The sequence below is a fragment of the Bradyrhizobium sp. LB13.1 genome (assembly GCF_054056815.1).
This window is the reverse complement of the sequence record NZ_JBSRYQ010000001.1, coordinates 4769508-4790107: the sequence shown is the minus strand read 5'-3', so window position 1 is coordinate 4790107 and position 20600 is coordinate 4769508. Positions and strand designations below refer to the sequence as shown.

Below are 20600 nucleotides of genomic sequence, written 5' to 3'. Positions count from 1 at the left end.
TCCCATCATTTCACGGCCCCGGCGGTCAGGCCGCGCACGAAGTACCGGCCGCCGAGGAGATAGATCAACAAAGTGGGCAGCGCCGCGATGATCACCGCCGCGCTCTGTACGCCATGCTGCGGGATGTCTGCGATCGCGGCAGATAGCGCAATGAGAGCGGCCGTGACCGGCTGTTGCTGGCCGGTCGTGAATGTCACGCCGTAGAGGAACTCGTTCCAGATGTGCGTGAACTGCCAGATCACGGTGACGATCAGAATCGGAGACGAGAGCGGCAGAATGATGCGCCAGAAAATGCGGAAGAACCCGGCGCCATCGATGCGCGCGGCGCTGATCAGTTCATGTGGGATGGCGACGTAGTAGTTCCGGCAGAACAGCGTGGTGAAGGAGAGCCCCTGGATCGTGTGAATCAGCACGAGACCCGTCAGCGTGTTGATGAGACCGATATCCCGCAACACGATGGTCCAGGGAAGCAAGCGCATCTGCTGGGGAAGGAAGAGGCCAAGGGTCACGATGCCGTAGATCCAGCTATCGCCGCGAAATCGCCAGAGCGACACGGCGTAACCGGCGATAGCACCGAGCAGGGTAGAGAAAATCGTCGCGGGAATCGTGACGAGCGCGGAGTTCAACATGTACGGCCGGAGGCCGGCGCAGGTCTCGGCGACGCAGAAACCGCTCCAGGCAACGGCGTAGTTGCTCCAGGCCCATTGTTTCGGCCAGCCGATCATCGAGGCCTGTGCGATCTCCTCGTTGCTACGGAGCGAATTCAGCACGACAACAGCCAATGGCGCGAGCCATGCTGCAGCGATCGCCAAAACGAGCAGATAGATCAACATTCGGCTTGGTGCGAAGGCTCGATCACGCATGGGTCGTCCGCCGTCGCTCAAAATAACGCCACGCTGCATACGGCAGCAGCACCGCGAGAAGAATAAGCAACATGAGCACCGCCGCCGCCGCACCCCGGCCGAGCTGGCCACGTTGGAACATCAGATCGTAGACGACGAGTGCCGGCAGCTGGGTCGCGATTCCGGGCCCGCCGTTGGTGAGAGCGCGGACGAGGTCGAAGGCCGAAATCGCGAACTGCAGCTGGATCACGGCGACGGTGATGGTTATCGGCCATAGCGTCGGCAAGATGACCCGCCGATAGATCCGGATAGGTCCGGCGCCATCGATCTGCGCGGCCTTGATGATGTCCGCGTCGACGGAGCGAAGGCCGGCAAGGAACAGTGCCATGGCGAAGCCCGAAGATTGCCAGATCGCAGCGATGACAATGGTCCAGATCGCCATGTCGCGGTCTAGCAGCCAGTCGAACCGGAACGAGGTCCAGCCGAGGTCGTGAGCGAGCTTCTGGATACCAAGGCCGGGATTGAGCAGCCAGCTCCAGACCGTGCCGGTGACGACGAACGACACCGCCAGGGGATACAGGAAGATGGATCGCAACACGTTCTCGCCGCGAATGCGCTGATCGAGAAGAATCGCGAGCATGAGGCCGGTGATCAAGCTCAGCACCACGAAAGCGCAGCCAAACAACAGCAAGTTGTCGAACGCGATCTGCCAGTTCCGCGACGACAGGACCGCCGTGTAGTTGCGCAAACCCACCCAGCCCGAAACTGGGACAAGGGTGGAGGGCGTGAACGATACCCAGATCGTCCACAGCGAGAACGAGACGAGATGCCCCGCCGCCAGCAGCAGCGGCACCCAGATCATCAGGTATTCGGGCAGCCGGCGCACCAGGTCAGAGGTCGCCGGCCAGCCCGGCCGCGTCGCTGGAGAGACGGTGTCGGTCAACGCGCGCCCTCGACGGCCTCTGCAAGACGGGTGACCGCCTGCTCCGGTGTAACCGTCTTGTTCTTCACATACTCCGTGATCACGTCGATCATCGCTGCGGTCATGCCGTTTTCCTGCGCCATGTTGTGCGCGAGACTGAGGACCGCTTGATTGCTGGCGATAGCGTCTTTCAGGGCTGCTGCGGTCCGCCGTTGACCGTCCGACCAGCCTTCACCGGAAAGATCGACATCTGTGCGCACGGGTATCGATCCCGTGATCTGTGAATACATCGTCTGGATTGCTGGATCCATGACGAGTTGGGCCATCAGCGCCTGACCCGCCTGCAGATCTGGCTCCTTGCGCTGCCAGAATATGAAGGCATCGGCATTCAACAGGAAAACCGGCTTGGAATTGTCGCTCGGGCCCGGGGCGATGATGAAGTCGTCGAACTTGAAACCGGCATTGCGCAATACGCCCTGCGCCCAGCCGCCCATGATCATCATGCCCATGTCGCCGTCGATGAAGCGCTTCAGGTTGGTCGAAAAGTGCTGGGCGCCGACGTTCGGGTCCATCCAGTCGGCGATCTTGCGCACCTGTGCGAAGGCAGCCTTTATCTCGGGACCCTCCAAGGCCTTCTTGTCGAGATTCATGATGGCTGCGCGGTATGAGGTGGGACTGATGCCGGCCAGAGCGGCCTCGAATTTCTGTCCATCGTCCGGGCGCGTACCACCGTTGGCGATGGGATAGGCGACACCGCCCGCCTTCATCTTCTCGGCAAGGTCGTTGAAGTCAGCCCATGTGACGGGGATCTTGTCGGCCTTGGCTTTGTCCATCGCGCGCTTGGAGAGAAACAGCATGTTGGTGCTGTAGATCTGCAGCGGCAGTGCGATCCATTTGCCCCCCGGCTTATGCAATCGTGCAAGGTCTGGAGCGACGACCTTTTCGTAGCCGGCGGCGGCAACAAGGGCGTCGAGATTGACGGTTGGGGCAATCTTCGACCAGGCTGCAATCTCGGGACCTTTGAGCTGCGAACAGGCCGGTGGATCGCCGGCCATGATCTGAGCGCGCAGCTTGTTCATCATCTCGGTGGTGAATCCGGGGACCGGCGAGTGCTGCCAAATCCCGCCCTTCTCCTCGAATTTCTTGCCGAGCGCCGTGATGGCCGCCCCGTCGCTACCTGCGGACCATTGTGAGATCGCAGTCAGGCGCGGCTTGACCGCGCCTTGCGCGCGGGCAAATGCCGGGAGCGCAAGCGCGGCAGCAGATCCAGCGAGCAGACGGCGCCTTGTTGTCGTGATCGGCATGGCAAGTTCCTCCCGGTGTGAACTCTTTCGCGCGAGAGCCGCGCGGTATCAGGTATCTCAGGCGGCCTCGGTCGATGCGGCCGGCATGCCGCCGCGGCAAGCGAGGCAGAACGCCGCGAATGCCAGCGCCGCCCGCGGATCATTGCCATTCGACGGCGGCACGAAAGCAAGCGACACTTGCGCATGCTTGCGACCGCCCAACAGGCAGGCGTCGATCCCGTCGACGAGAGCGTTGCGATCGTCCTCGATGAGAAGCGACGGCCAGCCGCTGATCGCGACGCCGTTGCATAGCTTCACGTTCAGCGTGTTGCCGATCGCGAGGCCAAGCCGGAACAGCCGCCGGCGCAACTCCTGCCGCACGCGCGACGAAAGCGGCATTGCGGTCACCCATTCGCTGCCGAGTTGAAGCAACTCGGCCTCCGCGACGCCAAGAAGCTCGGCCAAGGCTGGAAGCGATGTATAGGCCTCGACGCAGCCATGATGACCACAGCGGCAACGCGGTCCGTCGGGCTCGAACACCATGTGGCCGAGCTCGACCGGCTGGAGCGCATCGTCCTCGACCGGATCGTCCATCCAGGTCCCCGCGACGCCCTGGCCGACGAAGACGAAGAGATGCGCGCCGCTGAATGGATAATTCTCCGTACGGCAACGGTGAAAAATGGCGTGCGCGACCACCGAATTGGTGAACTCGACCGGCACGCCGGCAAACGTCTCGCCGAGCATCTCGCTGATACGCCCGACGTCGCAGGGAATGATCGGATTGGTCGATGCGCCCAACCGGCCAAGGCCCGGAATGGAGACGCCGATCTGCGCGAGGGGGATGCGCCGGCGCCGCGTCCAGTCGCGCAGCAATGTCATCGCCTCGCCAAACGCCCGGCCGACGGTCGCGACGGTCGGCGTCTTCGGCAGGCGGCACGTGTCCGGTGTAGTGCAACTCACCCGACAGGCCCCCAACACCGACGCTGAGACGCTGGGTGCTCAGCTCGAAGGCCGCGAGCGCGACCGAGCCGTCGAGCGACACGAGGCCCGTCGGGCCGCCGACATAAGGGGCAGGGCGCCGCACCTCCTCGATCAGGCCTTCGGCCTTGAGATCAAACAGAATGCGCGACAGGCTCGCTTCCGACAGGCGCACGGCCCTGGCCAGCGGCGGGCGAAACGAGCCGCCCGACTGAAGCAGATGAGTCAAAATGGCAGCACGCGTCTGCCGCCGACTTCTCGGCTGCTCCGGCATTTCCATCCCTGTCGTTATTCTTACTTAGGGTAAGGATTTGCGCGCGGAGCGCTTCAACTGTCAAGGCACTTGCGGCTCGATGCATGGACTTGTTGTTGTGCGCGGCAGCAAGATAGGGGAGCGGTCCAACCCGTTTCGTAGCGTGGGCAGAGCAAAGCGTGCCCACGCTGTCTATGCCGGTCGCGGAAAGATGGTGGCACGCTCCGCTTTGCCCACCCCAAGGTGAACGCCAAACAAAAACGGCGCCATCGCAGACGATGGCGCCGTTTCAAACGTCGTGAGGCTAAGACTTACTTCCGATCCTTGATCGCGACGTAGTCGCGCTTGGTGACGCCGGTGTAGAGCTGGCGCGGACGGCCGATCTTCTGCTGCGGATCCTCGATCATCTCGCTCCACTGGCTGATCCAGCCGACGGTGCGGGCGACCGCGAACAGCACGGTGAACATCGAGACCGGGAAGCCCATCGCCTTCAGCGTGATGCCCGAATAGAAATCGACGTTCGGGTAGAGCTTGCGGTCGATGAAGTACTGGTCGCTGAGCGCGATCCGCTCCAGTTCCAGCGCCACCTTGAGCATCGGATCGTCGCCATGGCCCGTCTCCTTGAGCACGGCGTGACACATCTTCTGCATGATCTTGGCGCGCGGATCGTAGTTTTTGTAGACGCGGTGACCGAAGCCCATCAGGCGGACTTCAGAGTTCTTGTCCTTCACCTTGGCGATGAACTCGGGAATGTTGTCGACCGAGCCGATCTCGGCGAGCATCGCGAGCGCGGCTTCGTTGGCGCCTCCATGCGCCGGGCCCCACAGGCAGGCGATGCCGGCGGCGATGCAGGCGAACGGGTTGGCGCCGGAGGAGCCGGCGATACGCACCGTCGAGGTCGAAGCGTTCTGCTCGTGATCGGCGTGCAGGATGAAGATCTTGTCCAGCGCGTCAGCCAGCACCGGGTTGATCTTGTACTCCTCGCACGGCACCGCGAAGCACATGTGCAGGAAGTTCTCGGCGAACTTCAGCGAGTTCTTCGGGTACACGAAGGGCTGGCCGACCGTGTACTTGTAGGCCATCGCCGCCAGCGTCGGGATCTTCGCGATCATACGCATGGAAGCGATCATGCGCTGCTTCGGATCGTTGATGTCGGTTGAGTCGTGATAGAACGCGGCGAGCGCGCCGACCGCGGCCACCATGATCGCCATCGGATGGGCGTCGCGGCGGAAGCCCTGGAAGAAGCGGGCCATCTGCTCGTGGACCATCGTGTGATGGATCACGCGGTCGTCGAAATCTTTCTTCTGTGCGGCGGTCGGCAGCTCCCCGAAGAGCAAGAGGTAGCAGGTCTCGAGGAAGTCGCCGTTCTCGGCGAGCTGCTCGATCGGATAGCCGCGGTATTCCAGCACGCCCGCGTCGCCGTCGATATAGGTGATTTTGGACTGGCAACTCGCGGTCGAGGTGAAGCCCGGATCGTAGGTGAACAGGCCGGACTGTGCGTAGAGCTTGCCTATATCGACGACATCAGGCCCGACGCTGCCGCTATGGATCGGAAGATCGAAATTCTTGTTTCCGACCGTCAGTGTGGCGGTCTTGTTGCTTGGTTTTGCGTCCATCAGAGGTCCCCGATGTATGGTGAAACGGGCCGGACCCGGAAGGCCCCTAAGCAGATGTTGGGGCAGGCCGGATGTTCCAGAAGGTACGGGTGAGATGGGTATATTATTGCTGTGTGCGCTGCAAGATGGCGCCACGCATGGTCGACTTACGTCGTAGACTAGGCCTTGGCTTGGTCCTTGAGCCGGCCCAGGCTCTCCTGGCGTCCCAAGACGTCCAAAACCTCGAATATACCAGGCGACGTCGTTCGTCCGGTCAGCGCCGCCCGCAGCGGCTGGGCGACCGCGCCGAGCTTGAGACTATTTTCCTCGGCAAAAGCACGCAGTGCGGCTTCCGTGGCGGCGCCGCTCCACGTCTCGACTTTCTCCAGCGCGGAATGAAGCTGGCCGATCAGCTTGCGGTTTTCCGGCGTCAGCAGCGCCGCCGCCTTCGGATCGAGCTCCAGCGGCCGGTCGGCGAAGATGAAATAGGCGCTGTCGATCAGCTCGATCAGCGTCTTGGCGCGCTCCTTCAGGGCCGGCATGGCCTTCAAGAGCTGCGCGCGCGTGGTGTCATTTAACTTGGCCTTAAGCTCGTCGCGGCTGGGCACGATGTGGTCGAGCACGTCCTCGAACATCTTCACGAGTGATTGATCGTCGGCATTGCGGATGTAATGCCCGTTGAGGTTTTCCAGCTTGGCGAAATCGAAGCGCGCCGCGGCGCGGCCGACGCTGGCGAGGTCGAACGCGGCGACCATCTCCTCGGTCGAGAAAATCTCCTGGTCGCCATGGCTCCAGCCGAGCCGCACGAGGTAGTTGCGGAGTGCGGCCGGGAGATATCCCATGGCGCGGTAGGCATCGACGCCAAGCGCGCCATGGCGCTTCGACAGTTTTGAGCCGTCCGGGCCGTGGATCAGCGGGATGTGGGACATGCTCGGCAGCGTCCAGCCCATCGCATCGTAGATCTGCTTCTGGCGGGCCGCGTTGATCAGATGGTCGTCGCCGCGGATGACATGGGTGACGCCCATGTCGTGGTCGTCGACCACTACCGCGAGCATGTAGGTCGGATTGCCATCGCCGCGCAAAAGCACGAGGTCGTCAAGGTTCTCGTTCTGCCAGACCACGCGGCCCTGGACCTGGTCCTCGATCACGGTCTCGCCGGTCTGCGGCGCGCGCAGCCGGATCGTCGGCTTTACGTTGCTTGGAGCCGTCGCCGGATCGCGGTCGCGCCATAGGCCGTCATAGAGGCGGGTGCGGCCTTCCGCGCGCGCCTTCTCGCGCATCGCGGTGAGCTCCTCGGCGGTGGCGTAGCAGCGATAGGCCTTGCCGCCGGCGAGCAGCTGCTCGGCGACCTCGCGGTGGCGGGCGGCGCGGCTGAACTGATAGATGACGTCGCCATCCCAGCCGAGCTCCAGCCATTTCAAGCCGTCGAGGATGGCGCCGATCGCGGCCTCCGTGGAGCGCTCCCGGTCGGTGTCCTCGATCCGGAGCAGCATCTTGCCGCCGTGCTTCTTCGCATAGAGCCAGTTGAACAGGGCCGTGCGGGCACCCCCGATATGGAGGAAACCGGTCGGCGAGGGAGCGAAGCGGGTGACGACGGAATCGGTCATTCTTGGCAGGGCCTATGCATTGGAGGCGGTGGTATATAGCAGGACCGGGGCATAACTAAAGCCCGGCAGCGGACCGCTTAAGGCCTTGGCTCAGCGTCCCGAATTTGGCAGAAGGGCCGCTGATTTCCCTACAGGATTTTCGTAATGACAGAACCGGTGGCGACTGAGGTTGGGCGCGATTTCATTCGTGACATCATCCAGGCCGACCTCGATCAGGCCAAATACAAGGAGATCGTGACCCGGTTCCCGCCGGAGCCGAACGGCTATCTCCATATCGGCCACGCCAAGTCGATCGCGCTCAATTTCGGCATCGCCCAGGAGTTTCCGGGCCGCTGCCATCTGCGCTTCGACGACACCAATCCGGTCAAGGAAGAGCAGGAATATATCGATTCCATCCAAGCCGACGTGCGCTGGCTCGGCTTCGACTGGGGCAAGAACCTGTTCTTCGCCTCGGACTATTTCGACCGCCTCTATGAATGGGCGGAGCAACTGATCCGCGACGGGCTGGCCTATGTCGACGACCAGACCCAGGAGGAAATTCGCCGTGCGCGCGGCACGCTGACCGAGCCCGGCAAGAATTCGCCCTTCCGCGATCGCAGCGTGGATGAAAACCTCGACCTGTTCCGCCGCATGAAGGCGGGCGAATTCCCCAACGGCGCGCGCGTGCTGCGGGCCAAGATCGACATGGGTGCGGGCAACATCAACCTGCGCGATCCGGTGCTGTACCGCATTCTGCATGCGCATCATCCGCGCACCGGCACCAAGTGGAGCATCTATCCGAGCTACGACTACGCCCACGGTCAGTCGGACGCCATCGAAGGCATCACGCACTCGATCTGCACGCTGGAGTTCGAGGATCACAGGCCGCTCTACGACTGGTTCATCGAGAAGCTGCCGGTGCCGTCGAAGCCGCACCAGTACGAGTTCGCGCGGCTGAACCTGACCTACACGCTGCTGTCCAAGCGCGTGCTGACCCAGCTCGTCCGCGAGGGGCATGTCGCGGGCTGGGACGATCCGCGCATGCCGACCATGGCGGGGATGCGCCGCCGCGGCGTGCCCCCGGCGGCCCTTCGTGAATTCGTCAAGCGCATCGGCGTGGCCAAAGCCAACAGCGTCGTTGACGTCGGCATGCTCGAGTTTTGCATCCGCGAGGAGCTGAACCGCACGTCGCAGCGGCGTATGGGGGTGCTGCGGCCGCTGAAAGTGGTGATCGAGAACTACCCGGAAGGACAGGTCGAGGAGCTCGAGGCGATCAACCATCCCGATGATCCCAGCGCCGGCACGCGCAAGATCACGTTCGGCCGTGAGCTCTATATCGAGCAGGACGATTTCATGGAGAACCCGCCGAAAAAGTTCTTTCGGCTGTCGCCGGGCAACGAGGTGCGGCTGCGCTACGCCTATTTCGTCAAGTGCACCGGCGTGATCAAGAACGATAACGGCGAGGTGGTGGAGCTGCGCTGCACCTACGATCCCGCGACCAAGGGCGGCAACGCGCCCGACGGCCGCAAGGTCAAGGCCACCATGCACTGGCTGTCGGCGGCAGCGTCGAAGCCGGCCGAAATCCGCATCTACAACCAGCTCTTTGCGAACCCGAGCCCGGACGCCTCGAATTTTGCTACCGATCTCAATCCGCAGTCGCTGGAGATTCTCGCTGATGCGCGAGTCGAGGCATCGGTTGCCGAGAGCAATTCCACCGAGCCAATGCAGTTCGAGCGCCAGGGCTATTTCATCCGCGACAAGGACTCGACGCCCGGCAAGCCGGTATTTTCCAGGACCATCGGTTTGCGCGACACGTTCGCGAAGGAAGTCGCCAAGGGATGACGAGGGTTGAGGGACAATGAGCAACGAAGCCGACGCCATCGTGTCCGCCATCATCGCGAAATGGCGCGCCGGCTTCGCCACACTCGATGCAGCGGCGCTATCATCGCTTTATGCGAAGAACGCGTTCTTCTTCGGCTCCAACCCGAAACTCTACCGGGGCAGAGACGGCGTCGCGGACTATTTCAACGGCCTGCCGCGATGGCGTAAACCGCGCGTCGGCTTCTCCGAGGTGGTGGCGGCGCCGGTCGTCCCTGACGTGATCAGTATGGCAGGTATCGCCTCGTTTGACTTCGGCGAAGAGGCCGCGCCGCTCTCGGTCAAGATCACCTGGGTGATCGTCCGCGAGGACAGCGACTGGAAGATCGCGAGCCATCACGTGTCTTCAAAGACCGCGCTGATCGAGCAATAGGCCGCTTTGCCCGCTCGCTGCGTCATTCCGGGATGGCCCGAAGGGCCAGGCCCGGAATCCATAACCCCGATCGGTGGCTATGGATTCTCAGATGCGCAATTGCGCATAACAGCTCGCGACTTCGTCGCGCCCCGAAATGACGATGAATATCTACTTTCTTCGCTTGCGCCCTGCTGCTGCGGCGAAGCCAGCTGTTCGCGTTTGCCGTGATGATCGCTGCGGTCGCCGCGGGCTTTGCGACTGCGCGGCCACCGTCGGCTAGATGTCGTAGTAGAGATGGAACTCGTAGGGATGCGGGCGCAGCCGGACAGGATCGACCTCTTTCTTTCGCTTGTAGTCGAGCCAGGTTTCGATCACGTCGGCGGTGAAGACATCGCCGCGTAGCAGGAATGCGTGATCGCGCTCGAGCGCGTCAAGTGCCTGATCCAGCGATCCCGGCGTCGACTTCACCTCCTTCGCCTCCGCAGGCGGGAGGTCGTACAGGTTCTTGTCGATCGGGCTGCCCGGGTCGATCCGGTTGTCGATGCCGTCAAGGCCGGCCATCAGCATCGCGGCAAAGGCCAGATAGGGATTGCAGGATGGATCTGGCGAACGAAACTCGACGCGCTTTGCGCGTGGATTTGGCGAATACATCGGAATCCGGCAGCAGGCTGAGCGATTGCGCTGGGAATAGACCAGGTTGATCGGAGCTTCATAGCCCGGAACCAGACGCCGATAGGAGTTCGTGGTGGGGGCGCAAAGCCCGCACAACGCCCAGGCGTGGCCCAATAGCCCGCCGATGTAGTAGCGGCCGAGCTGGCTCAACTCGGCGTAGTCACCTTTGTCGTAGAACAGATTGGTCTCACCGTTCCACAGCGATTGGTGAACGTGCATGCCCGAAGCGTTGTCCTCGAACAGCGGCTTCGGCATGAATGTCGCGGTCTTGCCGTGCTGATGCGCGGTGTTCTTCACCACGTATTTGTAGATCATCAGGTTGTCGGCCATGCGGGTGAGGGTGGTGAAGCGCATGTCGATCTCGTTTTGGCCGCCGGTTGCGACCTCATGGTGATGGGCTTCGATCTGGATCCCCAGAGATTCCATCGTCAGCACCATTTCGGTGCGTAGCGCCTGCATGCTGTCGGTCGGAGGAACGGGAAAGTATCCCTCCTTCGGGCGCGGTTTGTGGCCTAGATTCGGCGCTTCCTCTGCGCCGGTGTTCCAGCTGCCTTCGCTGGAGTCGATTTCGTGCATCGCGTAGTTGATGCCCTGTCCGTAGCGCACGTCGTCGAATACGAAGAACTCCGCTTCCGGGCCGAAATTGCTCGTATCGGCGCGCCCGGTGCCCTTGAGGTAGGTTTCGGCTTTCTGGGCGATGTAGCGGGCATCCCGACTATAGGATTGGCCGGTCACCGGGTCTCTGATGTTGCAGATGAGGACCAGCGTCTTTGCCTGACTATAGGGGTCGACGAAGGCCGTCGCCGGATCCGCGACCACCAGCATGTCGCTTTCCTGGATCTCCTGGAAGCCGCGGATCGATGAGCCATCGAATCCAATGCCCTCATTGAGCGCATCGGCACTCACCGCGCTCGGCGGGACGGAAAAATGTTGCCACGCCCCCGGCAGGTCTGTGAACCGCAAATCGATCATCTGGAAGTTGTCGTCCTTGATCGCCTTCACGAGATCCTCGGCTGTCGCACATTTCGCAACCATGGCTTCGCTCCCAGATCAGCGTCCTGAGATCGCGTTGCCGTTCGGCCGCAACCGAGCGGCTCGCGACGGACTGTGGTCCACGTTCGGCCTTGTCGCCGCAGTCAGGCAAGCTTCGCGCGCGGGCAGTCAGCTTTGGAGTGGCCCGCGCATCAGCTTCATCGCGTCTTCGATGTGCCGCCAGGTTTTTGCCAATTCGAGCTCGCCCTTCTGCTCGAGGTCGATGGCGTTTTGAGCGGCCTCCGCGATGGCCTTGGGGCCATGGGCTTCCAGCAACTGCCGCGCATAGTCGTGGATTTCCATTTCTCGCATGGCGTCATCTCCCTCTTGTTCCGGGCGCGAATTGGGTGAGCCGAGAACGGTAGACATTGACACCTGTCAAGCTCCGACAGTCTGCATCCTGGTGCGCCGCACTCGCAAGGGCCCTTTCCAGGGCATGGGCGGCCAGGATTGAACGCCGGTTCTTGACCGGCAGTCGCGGCAACACAACGCAGGCCGGACGGATGATTTTCATCGGTGCGTCCCCACATAAGTACCAGAAGGGAGGTGAGCATCATGCGCATCCAACATTGGCAAGACGCAGCCAGCCTGTTGGTGGGCGTATGGCTGGTCCTGTCGTCCTTTGTCCTGGGTTTATCCGGGGCAGCCGTCTGGTTCACCATCGCACTCGGGCTCGGCGTCATGCTGTTTGCCATGGAAGCCTTTGTCATCCCGTCCTACCTGGAAGAATGGGGCGAAATGCTGCTGGGCCTGGCTCTGGTGGTGGCGCCTTGGTCCGTCGGCTATGAGCCCGTATCGGCCGCGATCAGCAGCGTAGTGTCGGGCCTATTGGTGATCTTGTTTGCTGTCTGGGAATTGATGACCGATCACAACTTCAGTACCTGGTGGCACGATCATTGGCCTCACCGCGCCGGCTGAGACGAGAGGTTGCCGGCTCTTCTCCGACCGCCATCGGCTGGCGGCCGGAGGAGAGGTGATCACGTTACGATGCGGTTCTGGGCTCGATCGGTTGCCAGATGCTGATCTTGCGCGTCTCCGGCATCAGGAAGAGCGCGAGCACGAAACACACCGCTGGCACCGCAATCGGGTAGATCAGCGCGTAGCCGACGCTGCCGGTCGCCGCGAACGCGGCCGACGTGATGAAAGGCACCAATCCGCCACCCCAGCCGTTGCCGATGTGGTACGGCACCGATACCGACGTGTACCTGATCCTAGCCGGAAAGTATTCCGCCAGGAATGCGCCAACCGGCCCGTAGACCATCCCGACGTAGCAAACGAGGATGAAGATGATGAAGATCGCGATCGGGTAGTTGATGTTGCCGGGCTGCGTGACCGTTCCCAGCCACAGATACAGCGGATAGTACGTGATCGCGGCGAGCAGCATGCCGCCCAGGATCACCGGCTTGCGGCCGATTTGATCCGACAGCCAGCCGAAGAAGATCAGGCTCGGTGTTGCGATCAACAGCGCGGCGCCCACGATGTAGGCCGAGGTCACCCCGCATCCACCTTGGAGACCTGCTGCAGGAAGTACAGCGCCCAGAACTGGCCGCTGTACCAGACCACGCCCTGTCCGATCAGGACCACGATCGCGATCCCGATGTATTTGATGTTGGAGCTGAGGAAGGCCTCCTTCCACGGATTCGTCGTCATTTGCCCGCGCGCCCTGATCTCCTGGAAGATGGGGTTCTCCTGGAGCTGGAGCCGAATGTAGATCGCGATGGCCACCAGCAGGAATGACACCAGGAACGGAACGCGCCAGGCCCATTCGTCGAAGACCTGATTGCCGAACCAGGTCCGTGTCAGGACGATCACGGCCAGTGACACCACGATGCCGAGAGTCGGTGAGGTCTGTAGCCAGCCGGTGTAGTAGCCGCGCTTGTCGTCCGGCACATGCTCCGCGACATAGGTGATGGCGCCGCCATATTCGCCGCCCAGGCACAGACCCTGGATCATGCGCAAGCCGAACAGAACGAACGCCGCCGTCAGACCGATGGACTGGTAGGTTGGTATCAACCCGATTGCCCCCGTACCCAGTCCCATTCCACTCAGCGTGATGAGGAACGTATACTTTCGTCCGACCCTGTCGCCCATCCATCCAAAGAGGAAGGCTCCCAGCGGGCGGATCAGGAAGCCCGCAGTGAACAGCGCGATCGTGCTGAGGAGGGCTGCAACCGGGTGGGACTGCTCGAAGAACTTGACCGACAGAACTGCGGCCAGGCTGCCAAAGATATAGAAATCATACCATTCGATAACGTTTCCCACCGACGCAGCAACAATCACGCGGCGAAAATCGCTCGGTACTTGAACTGCCATGTGCTGCTCCTATCAAATTCAAAACGCTACTCCTGGCGCCTTTCAGCACCCATTTGCTCGCGGAGTACGCTTGGTGCGTGACGCTACAGGCGAGAATGGCGAGTTGCGTCCGCACCGCCTGGTCTCAGGGACGCTTGAGCCACCTGAGAAAGAGCTCCAGCGGTCTCTTCGGTACCGCGAGCTATCACGACCTGCCCGTCTGCCGGGGAGGCATAGAAGCAGTGTAATCCCGCCGGGGCTGGCGTCTTATGAGACTTTCGGCTCAATCGACCTAGGGTCTGTTGGGATTCAGGATTCTCATCGGGGCTTGGTTGTGATTCAAGCTTGGGATGGACCGATTCGTTTTGACTGACGCCCAATGGGCGAAGATGGAGCCGCATTGTCTTGGCAAGCCGGGAGATCCGGGCCGCAGCGGCAAGGACAACCGACTGTTTGTCGAGGCCGTTCTGTGGATCGCCCGAACCGGCAGTCCCTGGCGGGATCTGCCGGCGATGTTCGGCCACTGGAATAGCACATTCACGCGCTTTCGCGACTGGGTGAAGGCGGATGTCTGGAAGCGGCTGTTCGAGGCCATCTCCGACGATCCCGACATGGAATACGCCATGGTCGACGCCACCATCGTCAAGGTCCACCGCCACGGTCAGGGCGCAAAAGGGGGACGCAAAGCCAGGCGATCGGCCGCTCGAAAGGCGGCATGACCACCAAAATTCTGGCGCTCACCGATGCGCTCGGCAATCTCGTGCGCTTCGTGCTCCTGCCGGGACAGCGTTTCGATACGGTGGGCGTGCCGCCGCTCATCGAGGGATTGGCCTTCAACGCGCTGATCGCTGATAAGGCCTTCGATAGCAACGCCATCATCGCCGAAGTCGAAGCGCGTGGCGCCAAAGTCGTCATCTCCCAGCATCCGCGCCGTGCACAGCCTCTCGCCATCGACAAGGAGATGTACAAATGGCGGCATCTCATCGAGAACTTCTTCGGCAAGCTCAAGGAATTCAAGCGCATCGCAATGCGCGCCGACAAGACCGACCAGAGCTTCACTTCAATGATCTATCTGGCCGCGGCCGCGATAAACTCCAGATGAATCCCAACAGACCCTAAACCGAGGCTGACCCGTCCTGAGATGGAACGGTCGCCCGACCGCGCCGGGCGATTTTGTCTCGAACGAACGGAAAGACCTCTCAGGCGTTGTGTGGGTCCAACAAGGAATCCACCATGCAGAATATCGCAGAGCATATGGAAGTTATCGGCGCCGACGGCGTCCATGTCGGCACCGTCGACCGTGTCGAGGGCAACCGCATCAAGCTGACCAAGAAGGACAGCGGCGAGGGCAGCCACAGGGGTCACCATCACTTCATCGACAAGGGCCTCGTCGCCGATGTCGAGGGCAACAAGGTCCGGCTGTCGGCCAAGGCGGATGTCGCCGTGACGATGGAAGAGGAAAAGTAGCGGCTCGGCCCTTTCGTTCCTGATCCGTACCGCTATCCGCCCGCCTGCACGTTCCGGTAGCTTCGGCCTTCGTTGCGTATCGTCAGGTGCAGGGAATGGCGGAGCCGGGCCGGCCGGTACGGTCGCAGGGGATCGCGGGGACTTGGCCCGCGGGCCGCGTTGCGTCCGCGGGCGGCCTTGCGCCTGCGGGTCTCGACCTCTGGACATCGCTGGTCGAGATCCTGCGCGCATGGGTACGCGCCGAGGCTGGCGCCGGGCGGCTGTTGCCGTGGGTGCCCGTGGCTTTCGGCTGCGGCATCGCGCTTTATTTCTCCGCCGATCATGAGCCGGTGCTGTGGGTCGTTGCCACGACCGCCGTCGCGCTCATGCTTGGCGCGGCTCTGTTGCGGCGGAGCCGGCTGTTCGCGCCGGCGATTATGATCGCGGCGGTCGCGGCCGGCTTTACCGTCGCGACCTGGAAGACGGCGCGCATCGCCCACCCGGTGCTGGCAAAGTCGCTCTACTCGGTGTCGTTGTCGGGCTTCGTCGAGGCTCGCGACATCCGCGAGCGCACCGACCGTTTCGTGCTGCGCGTTACCGCGATGGAGGCGCAGCGCAGCGACGTCAGGCTCGAGCGCGTTCGCCTGTCGGTCCGCAAGGGCACCGCGCCGGAGGTCGGCAGCTTCGTGCAGTTGAAGGCGCGGCTGATGCCGCCGCTCGCGCCGGTGCGGCCCGGCAGCTACGACTTTTCGCGTGACATGTTCTTCCAGGGCATCGGAGCCTCCGGTTTTGCAATGGGCGCAATCACGGTGGCGGCGCCGCCTGAGACTGGCGGCTTGCGGCTGCGTTACGCAGCCTTCATGCAAAGCCTGCGCGATGCGATCGACGCGCGCATCCGCGCCACGCTCGACGGCGACAGCCGCGCGATCGCGACTGCGCTGCTCACCGGCCGGCGCGATGCGATCACCACGCCCGTCAACGACGCGATGTTCATCTCCGGCCTCGGTCACGTGCTCTCGATCTCCGGTTAACAGATAGCCTAGCCAGTCACTAACGGTCACTAGGCGTCAACATCCACAGATTTCAATGGCTTACGGCCAGAAGCACGTGGCGGATCGGTTCGCCAATGGTCACTATTGGTCACCGGTTTGCGTCCCATATGCTTCCCAAAAATGAGGGCTGCTTCCCAAATGCTGAAAATCTCCGAAGATCGCATCCGCTTCACGGACGCCTATGTGCGCAAGCTGGCGCTGCCGGCCGGCAAGACCGATCACATCGCATGGGATCCGGACCTCCCGGGCTTTGGCGTGCGCCTAAGGGCGGCGAAGGCCACCTACGTCGTTCAATACCGGGTTGGCATTGACCAGCGTCGTAAGGGCATTGGGGACGTCCGCAAGGTTACCCTGGAGGATGCCCGCGGCATCGCTCGCAAGCGGTTCGCCCAAGTCGAGCTCGGTATCGATCCGGACGCCGAGGAGGAGAAACGGCGCACCGACCAAGCGGCCGACGCCTTGACCTTCGAGAAGGTAGCGGAACTCTATTTGGCGAGCCAACTGGCGCGCCTGGAGGCGGGGAGCCTCCGCCGAAACACCTACCTCGCCGAGGAGCGTTATCTGCGGCGCCACTGCACGCCTCTGCACGGGAAGCCCGTCAGCAAGGTATCGTTCGAGGACATCGCCGGCTTGATCCGTAAGCTGATGAAGGAGCACGGCCCCACGTCGGCCGCCCGGGCGCGCGGCGCGCTGTCGTCGTTTTTTGCATGGGCTATGCGGCAGGGCATCGGGGTGAAGGCAAACCCGACGATCGGCACAGATAATCCGGTCTATGGGAAAGCGCCGCGCGATCGAGTCCTGAACGATGACGAGATCCGCAGCATCTGGCGGAACTGCGGGGATGACGATTTCGGCCGGATCGTTCGCCTGCTGCTGCTGACCGCGTGTCGACGCGACGAGATCGGCGGGCTTCGCTGGCAGGAGATCGAATTGGCCACAGGCCGTCTGTCGCTGCCGAAGGAGCGCACCAAGAGCAAGCGGCCGCACGAAATCACCATGCCGGCGACCGCCGTGGCAATTTTGCAATCAGTTCGTCGGCGCAACAGTCGCGACACGCTATTCGGCGGCGGGGCATCAGGCTTCTGCGCATGGTCGTACAGCAGCCTGGCGCTGGGCGCCCGCATCACCGCGGCCGACGGCAAGGCGATGACGCCGTGGCGCTTGCACGACCTTCGCCGAACAGTGCGCACCCGGCTTGGAAGACTGGGCGTGCTGCCGCATATCGCCGAACTGGTCTTGAACCACGCCGGCCACAAGTCCGGCATCGGCGGCGTTTACGATCACCATGATTACGAACCGGAGATTTCCGCAGCGTTGGCGAAGTGGGAGGCGCATCTGCTCGCGATTGTGCAATGAAGTCCCCAGGAACCGGTGCCGCTTTTGATCTTGGCCTCACCGAAGAAGCGCGTGAAGATTTTAGGCAACGGCTCGTATCCCTGTTTCGCGAAGGCTGTGCGATCTTCGGTCCGGGAAAGGCAGCTAAACTGTTTCGTGAACAGGCGAGGGCGGCCCCGAAGGAGCTCCGCCGCGCGAAATCGACGCCGCCTCAGAAACGGAAAGGCCCTCACGACCCCGAGTCCGACAAATATCTCGTTCAGCTTTGGCTGGCTGGACAATGGCTAAGCAAACGCGACTTCGCGAGGCACGCCTTGAAGAATCAGTCGGTAAAAATCCGAAAGAGGATTGTGGGAAAGGTGATCGGCAAGAACCGAGATCAGGACGAGAGGGAAGTTAAATCAATCATCCGGCGCCTTGACCGAGCTCTCAATCGTGAACCATTAGTGAGACAAATAGGGCGATAGAAGCGGAAGGCCTAATCGTCTCACTTAACACCGCCAAATCAGCGGTACCTCTAGCGGCGTCTTGAAGACGCGCAGAGGTGCAGAATGTCTCAGAAGCAGGAAATTCCAAGCTATATCGAGGCCGACCGGGTTTTATCGTTCGACGACTGGTGCAAGCTGAATGGTTTTTCGCGCAGCACCGGGCAGAGGCTCATCGCCTCCGGCAACGGGCCCACCTTCATCAAACTTTCCGAGCGCCGCAAGGGCGTGACAGTCGCGGAGAACCGCCGCTGGCAGGTTTCACGTTTGATCGAGACGGCGGCTTGATCATGGGCACGCGCAAGCCCGAATTGCTCGAGCCCGTCGTCGTCGATCAGTTTTGGGCCAACCGCCGCCACGATGCGATCATCACCGAGCTGTCGACCTACCAGGGCCACAACCTGGTCAACGTGCGCAAGCACGCCATGAGCAGGGAAGGGAAGCTGGTCCCGACTGCGAAGGGCGTCGCGATCAAGGTGACGCGGCTGCCGGACCTCGCCAAGGCGATCAACAAGGCACTGGCCAAGGCGCAGGAGCTCGGCCTGCTCGACGGGGGCGAGACCGAATGAACGCGCCGGCAAAAATCATCGATGGGAAAGCGCTGGAAGACGCAATCTGGCTGCTCGAAACGCGCGCGTTGATCCGCGCCTATCTCGACTACGAGTACCAGTTCGAACATCTCGCCGACGCGATTGACCCGCTCCAAGAGTTTGCCGAGCAATCGGGGTTGGTCGCGGCCATTGGCCAGGATGAAGTGCAGCGGCTCGTTGCGAAGCCGTTCCAGCGCTTCCGCAAAATCGTGGCTGCGCAGGTTGCGGACGAGTTGGCCGACGCAGGGTGGGAGCCGGATCTGCCTTCCGACTATGCTTCGCAGCTCGTGATGCAGTGGGAATTGGCAGACCCGCGCGACCGTTGGCGCTGGACTGGCGAACAGCCGCCGACGCAGCAGGCATCAGCGACCGAGAAGTTGCCGTATCGCACGCCGCAATCAACGATCGATAGCTTCTACATCGTGATGAGCGAGAACAATCCCGAACGGCTCGCTGAATGGGTGCGCAATCATCCGGATGACGCACTGGCGGTGCTCGAAATGCTGGAGGCTACCTGATGCTGAGCCCCGCAAACAAGGCCATGGCCCTGCAAGTCTTGTCCGACTTCGGCCTCGACAGGCGCCCGCCCGCTAAGACCGAAGAACCGGCAGAACATGGCGATGACGTTCCGCGACCGCCCGCTTTTACCGACGAGGCACTGGCCCTGCGCTTTGCCGACGAACACCGCAACGATCTGCGCTTCGTATCTGCCTGGGGCAAGTGGATGATTTGGGATGGCCGCAAATGGGCGGCCGATGAAACGCTGGCTGGATTCGACTATGCCAGGTCCATCTGCCGCGCTGCCGCCGCGGAGTGCAACAAACCAAAGGTTGCCGTCAATCTGGCAAGTGCGAAGACGGTGGCAGCCATTGAGCGGCTGGCGAAGGCGGACAGGGCGATCGCCGCCACGACTGCACAGTGGGACCTCGACCCCTGGCTGCTCAACACGCCGGAATGCGTGATTGACCTCCGGTCCGGCGTGCGCCGTCCGCATCGCTGCGACGACTACTTCACTAGCATCACCGCCGTGTCTCCAGCGGGCGCCTGTCCGATCTTCAGGCAGTTCCTGATGAGGATCACCGAAGGCGATACCGAGCTCCAGGCGTTCTTGCAGCGAGTTGCTGGGTATGCCTTGACCGGCTCGACCAGCGCCCAGGCGCTGTTCTTCCTGTACGGCACCGGTGGGAACGGGAAGGGCGTCTTCATCAACGCGATCTCCGGGATCCTCCAGGATTACCACAGGACGTCGCCGATCGAGACCTTCACCGCGTCGTCATTTGCCCAGCATCCGACCGAGCTTGCTGGCCTTCGCGGAGCCCGGCTCGTCACGGCCAATGAAACGGAAGAGAACCGCCGTTGGGCCGAGGCCCGGATCAAAAGCGCTCACCGGCGGCGACAAGATATCGGCGCGCTTCATGCGGCAGGACTTCTTCGAGTTCACCCCGCAGTTCAAGCTTCTGATCGCCGGCAACCACAAGCCCGGTCTTCGGTCGGTGGACGAGGCCATGAAGCGGCGCTTCCATCTCATCCCCTTCACCGTGACCATCCCGGCGGAGGAGCGGGACCCGGATCTGTCCGACAAGATCAGGGCGGAGTGGCCAGGCATCCTGTCCTGGATGATCGAGGGCTGCCTCGAGTGGCAGCGCATTGGATTGGCAGCGCCCGAGGCGGTGACCAAGGCTACCGCTGAATACCTCAGCGCCGAGGATACGGTGGGCAGCTGGATTGATGACCGATGCAAGCGCGACCCCAACGCCTGGACCTCGTCCGCCGCGTTGTACAGCGATTGGAAGGCCTGGGCCGATGCTTCCAGCGAACACGCCGGTAGCACCAAGACGTTCACCCAGAAACTGGTCGATCGCGGCTTCACGCCCCACCGCCTTAATTCCGGACGTGGCTTCTATGGTCTGCGGTTGACGTCAGACTTGGCCGATTTCGAAGGGGTTTATGATCGGTGACGGATGTGACACGAGATTACTATAACCACGTTACACGCGCGCGCGT

At 62.3% G+C, this 20600-nt stretch carries 16 protein-coding genes and 5 pseudogenes; 12 read left to right on the top strand and 9 right to left on the bottom strand.

All coding sequences use genetic code 11. The annotated features are described in order from the left end of the window. Positions 1–5 precede the first annotated feature (5 nt). The 6 genes and pseudogenes from ACVWYI_RS22855 to gltX form a co-directional block, all read right to left on the bottom strand. The gene (locus ACVWYI_RS22855) at positions 6–863 is read right to left on the bottom strand and encodes a carbohydrate ABC transporter permease (RefSeq protein WP_247349472.1); all 858 of its coding nucleotides are present in this window, start codon (positions 861–863) and stop codon (positions 6–8) included. Further along, a complete protein-coding gene (locus ACVWYI_RS22850; protein WP_456652016.1) occupies positions 856–1704 on the bottom strand; it encodes a carbohydrate ABC transporter permease in 849 nt (282 codons plus the stop codon). The genes ACVWYI_RS22855 and ACVWYI_RS22850 overlap by 8 nt, the downstream gene beginning before the upstream one ends. Positions 1705–1781: 77 nt before the next feature. Beyond that, complete coding sequence (locus ACVWYI_RS22845) at positions 1782–3068, bottom strand: ABC transporter substrate-binding protein (RefSeq protein ID WP_456663276.1); 1287 nt, start codon at positions 3066–3068, stop codon at positions 1782–1784. 57 nt (positions 3069–3125) lie between these two features. Beyond that, positions 3126–4305: pseudogene (locus ACVWYI_RS22840) on the bottom strand (ROK family transcriptional regulator). 284 nt (positions 4306–4589) lie between these two features. Beyond that, a complete protein-coding gene (gene gltA / locus ACVWYI_RS22835) occupies positions 4590–5894 on the bottom strand; it encodes a citrate synthase (RefSeq protein WP_456663275.1) in 1305 nt (434 codons plus the stop codon). A 158-nt stretch (positions 5895–6052) separates the two neighbouring features. Further along, complete coding sequence (gltX, locus tag ACVWYI_RS22830) at positions 6053–7480, bottom strand: glutamate--tRNA ligase (protein WP_456663274.1); 1428 nt, start codon at positions 7478–7480, stop codon at positions 6053–6055. 144 nt (positions 7481–7624) lie between these two features. Here gltX and ACVWYI_RS22825 point away from each other — a divergent pair, with 144 nt between their 5' ends. Together ACVWYI_RS22825 and ACVWYI_RS22820 are read left to right on the top strand one after the other, a co-directional pair. Continuing rightward, on the top strand, positions 7625–9301 hold the full coding sequence (locus ACVWYI_RS22825) for a glutamine--tRNA ligase/YqeY domain fusion protein (RefSeq protein ID WP_456663273.1): 1677 nt from the start codon (positions 7625–7627) through the stop codon (positions 9299–9301). Between the two features lie 16 nt (positions 9302–9317). Continuing rightward, on the top strand, positions 9318–9710 hold the full coding sequence (locus tag ACVWYI_RS22820) for a nuclear transport factor 2 family protein (RefSeq protein ID WP_354104783.1): 393 nt from the start codon (positions 9318–9320) through the stop codon (positions 9708–9710). Between the two features lie 258 nt (positions 9711–9968). Here ACVWYI_RS22820 and glnA read toward each other — a convergent pair whose 3' ends face one another. Both glnA and ACVWYI_RS22810 read right to left on the bottom strand, forming a co-directional pair. Then, complete coding sequence (glnA, locus tag ACVWYI_RS22815) at positions 9969–11399, bottom strand: type I glutamate--ammonia ligase (protein ID WP_456663272.1); 1431 nt, start codon at positions 11397–11399, stop codon at positions 9969–9971. Between the two features lie 126 nt (positions 11400–11525). Beyond that, complete coding sequence (locus ACVWYI_RS22810; RefSeq protein WP_354104969.1) at positions 11526–11708, bottom strand: hypothetical protein; 183 nt, start codon at positions 11706–11708, stop codon at positions 11526–11528. A gap of 243 nt (positions 11709–11951) precedes the next feature. Between ACVWYI_RS22810 and ACVWYI_RS22805 the strand changes: the two genes are divergently transcribed. Next, the gene (locus ACVWYI_RS22805; RefSeq protein WP_456663271.1) at positions 11952–12314 is read left to right on the top strand and encodes an SPW repeat protein; all 363 of its coding nucleotides are present in this window, start codon (positions 11952–11954) and stop codon (positions 12312–12314) included. Between the two features lie 64 nt (positions 12315–12378). Here the strand turns inward: ACVWYI_RS22805 and ACVWYI_RS22800 are convergent. Beyond that, positions 12379–13709: pseudogene (locus tag ACVWYI_RS22800) on the bottom strand (MFS transporter). Between the two features lie 329 nt (positions 13710–14038). Here ACVWYI_RS22800 and ACVWYI_RS22795 point away from each other — a divergent pair. The 9 genes and pseudogenes from ACVWYI_RS22795 to ACVWYI_RS22755 all read left to right on the top strand — a co-directional run bounded on the left by ACVWYI_RS22795 (position 14039) and on the right by ACVWYI_RS22755 (position 20554). Further along, positions 14039–14790 (top strand): annotated as a pseudogene (locus ACVWYI_RS22795) (IS5 family transposase). 131 nt (positions 14791–14921) lie between these two features. Next, positions 14922–15155 (top strand): DUF2171 domain-containing protein, encoded by a 234-nt coding sequence (locus tag ACVWYI_RS22790; RefSeq protein WP_279664231.1) that lies wholly within the window; start codon positions 14922–14924, stop codon positions 15153–15155. A gap of 95 nt (positions 15156–15250) precedes the next feature. Then, positions 15251–16162, top strand: a pseudogene (locus ACVWYI_RS22785) (ComEC/Rec2 family competence protein); the annotation flags it as partial. A gap of 162 nt (positions 16163–16324) precedes the next feature. After that, complete coding sequence (locus ACVWYI_RS22780; protein WP_456663270.1) at positions 16325–17542, top strand: tyrosine-type recombinase/integrase; 1218 nt, start codon at positions 16325–16327, stop codon at positions 17540–17542. A gap of 530 nt (positions 17543–18072) precedes the next feature. Continuing rightward, positions 18073–18294: a helix-turn-helix transcriptional regulator gene (locus ACVWYI_RS22775; RefSeq protein ID WP_456663269.1), complete on the top strand. Its 222-nt coding sequence runs from the start codon at positions 18073–18075 to the stop codon at positions 18292–18294. Positions 18295–18296: 2 nt separating this feature from the next. Then, positions 18297–18575, top strand: coding sequence for a PC4/YdbC family ssDNA-binding protein (locus ACVWYI_RS22770; RefSeq protein ID WP_456663268.1), 279 nt, complete (start codon positions 18297–18299; stop codon positions 18573–18575). Further along, complete coding sequence (locus ACVWYI_RS22765) at positions 18572–19114, top strand: hypothetical protein (protein WP_456663267.1); 543 nt, start codon at positions 18572–18574, stop codon at positions 19112–19114. The genes ACVWYI_RS22770 and ACVWYI_RS22765 overlap by 4 nt, the downstream gene beginning before the upstream one ends. Further along, positions 19114–19965, top strand: a pseudogene (locus ACVWYI_RS22760) (phage/plasmid primase, P4 family); the annotation flags it as partial. The gene ACVWYI_RS22765 and the pseudogene ACVWYI_RS22760, both read left to right, overlap by 1 nt. Beyond that, positions 19931–20554, top strand: a complete 624-nt coding sequence (locus ACVWYI_RS22755; RefSeq protein WP_456663266.1) for a phage/plasmid primase, P4 family — start codon at positions 19931–19933, stop codon at positions 20552–20554. The pseudogene ACVWYI_RS22760 and the gene ACVWYI_RS22755, both read left to right, overlap by 35 nt. Positions 20555–20600 lie beyond the last annotated feature (46 nt).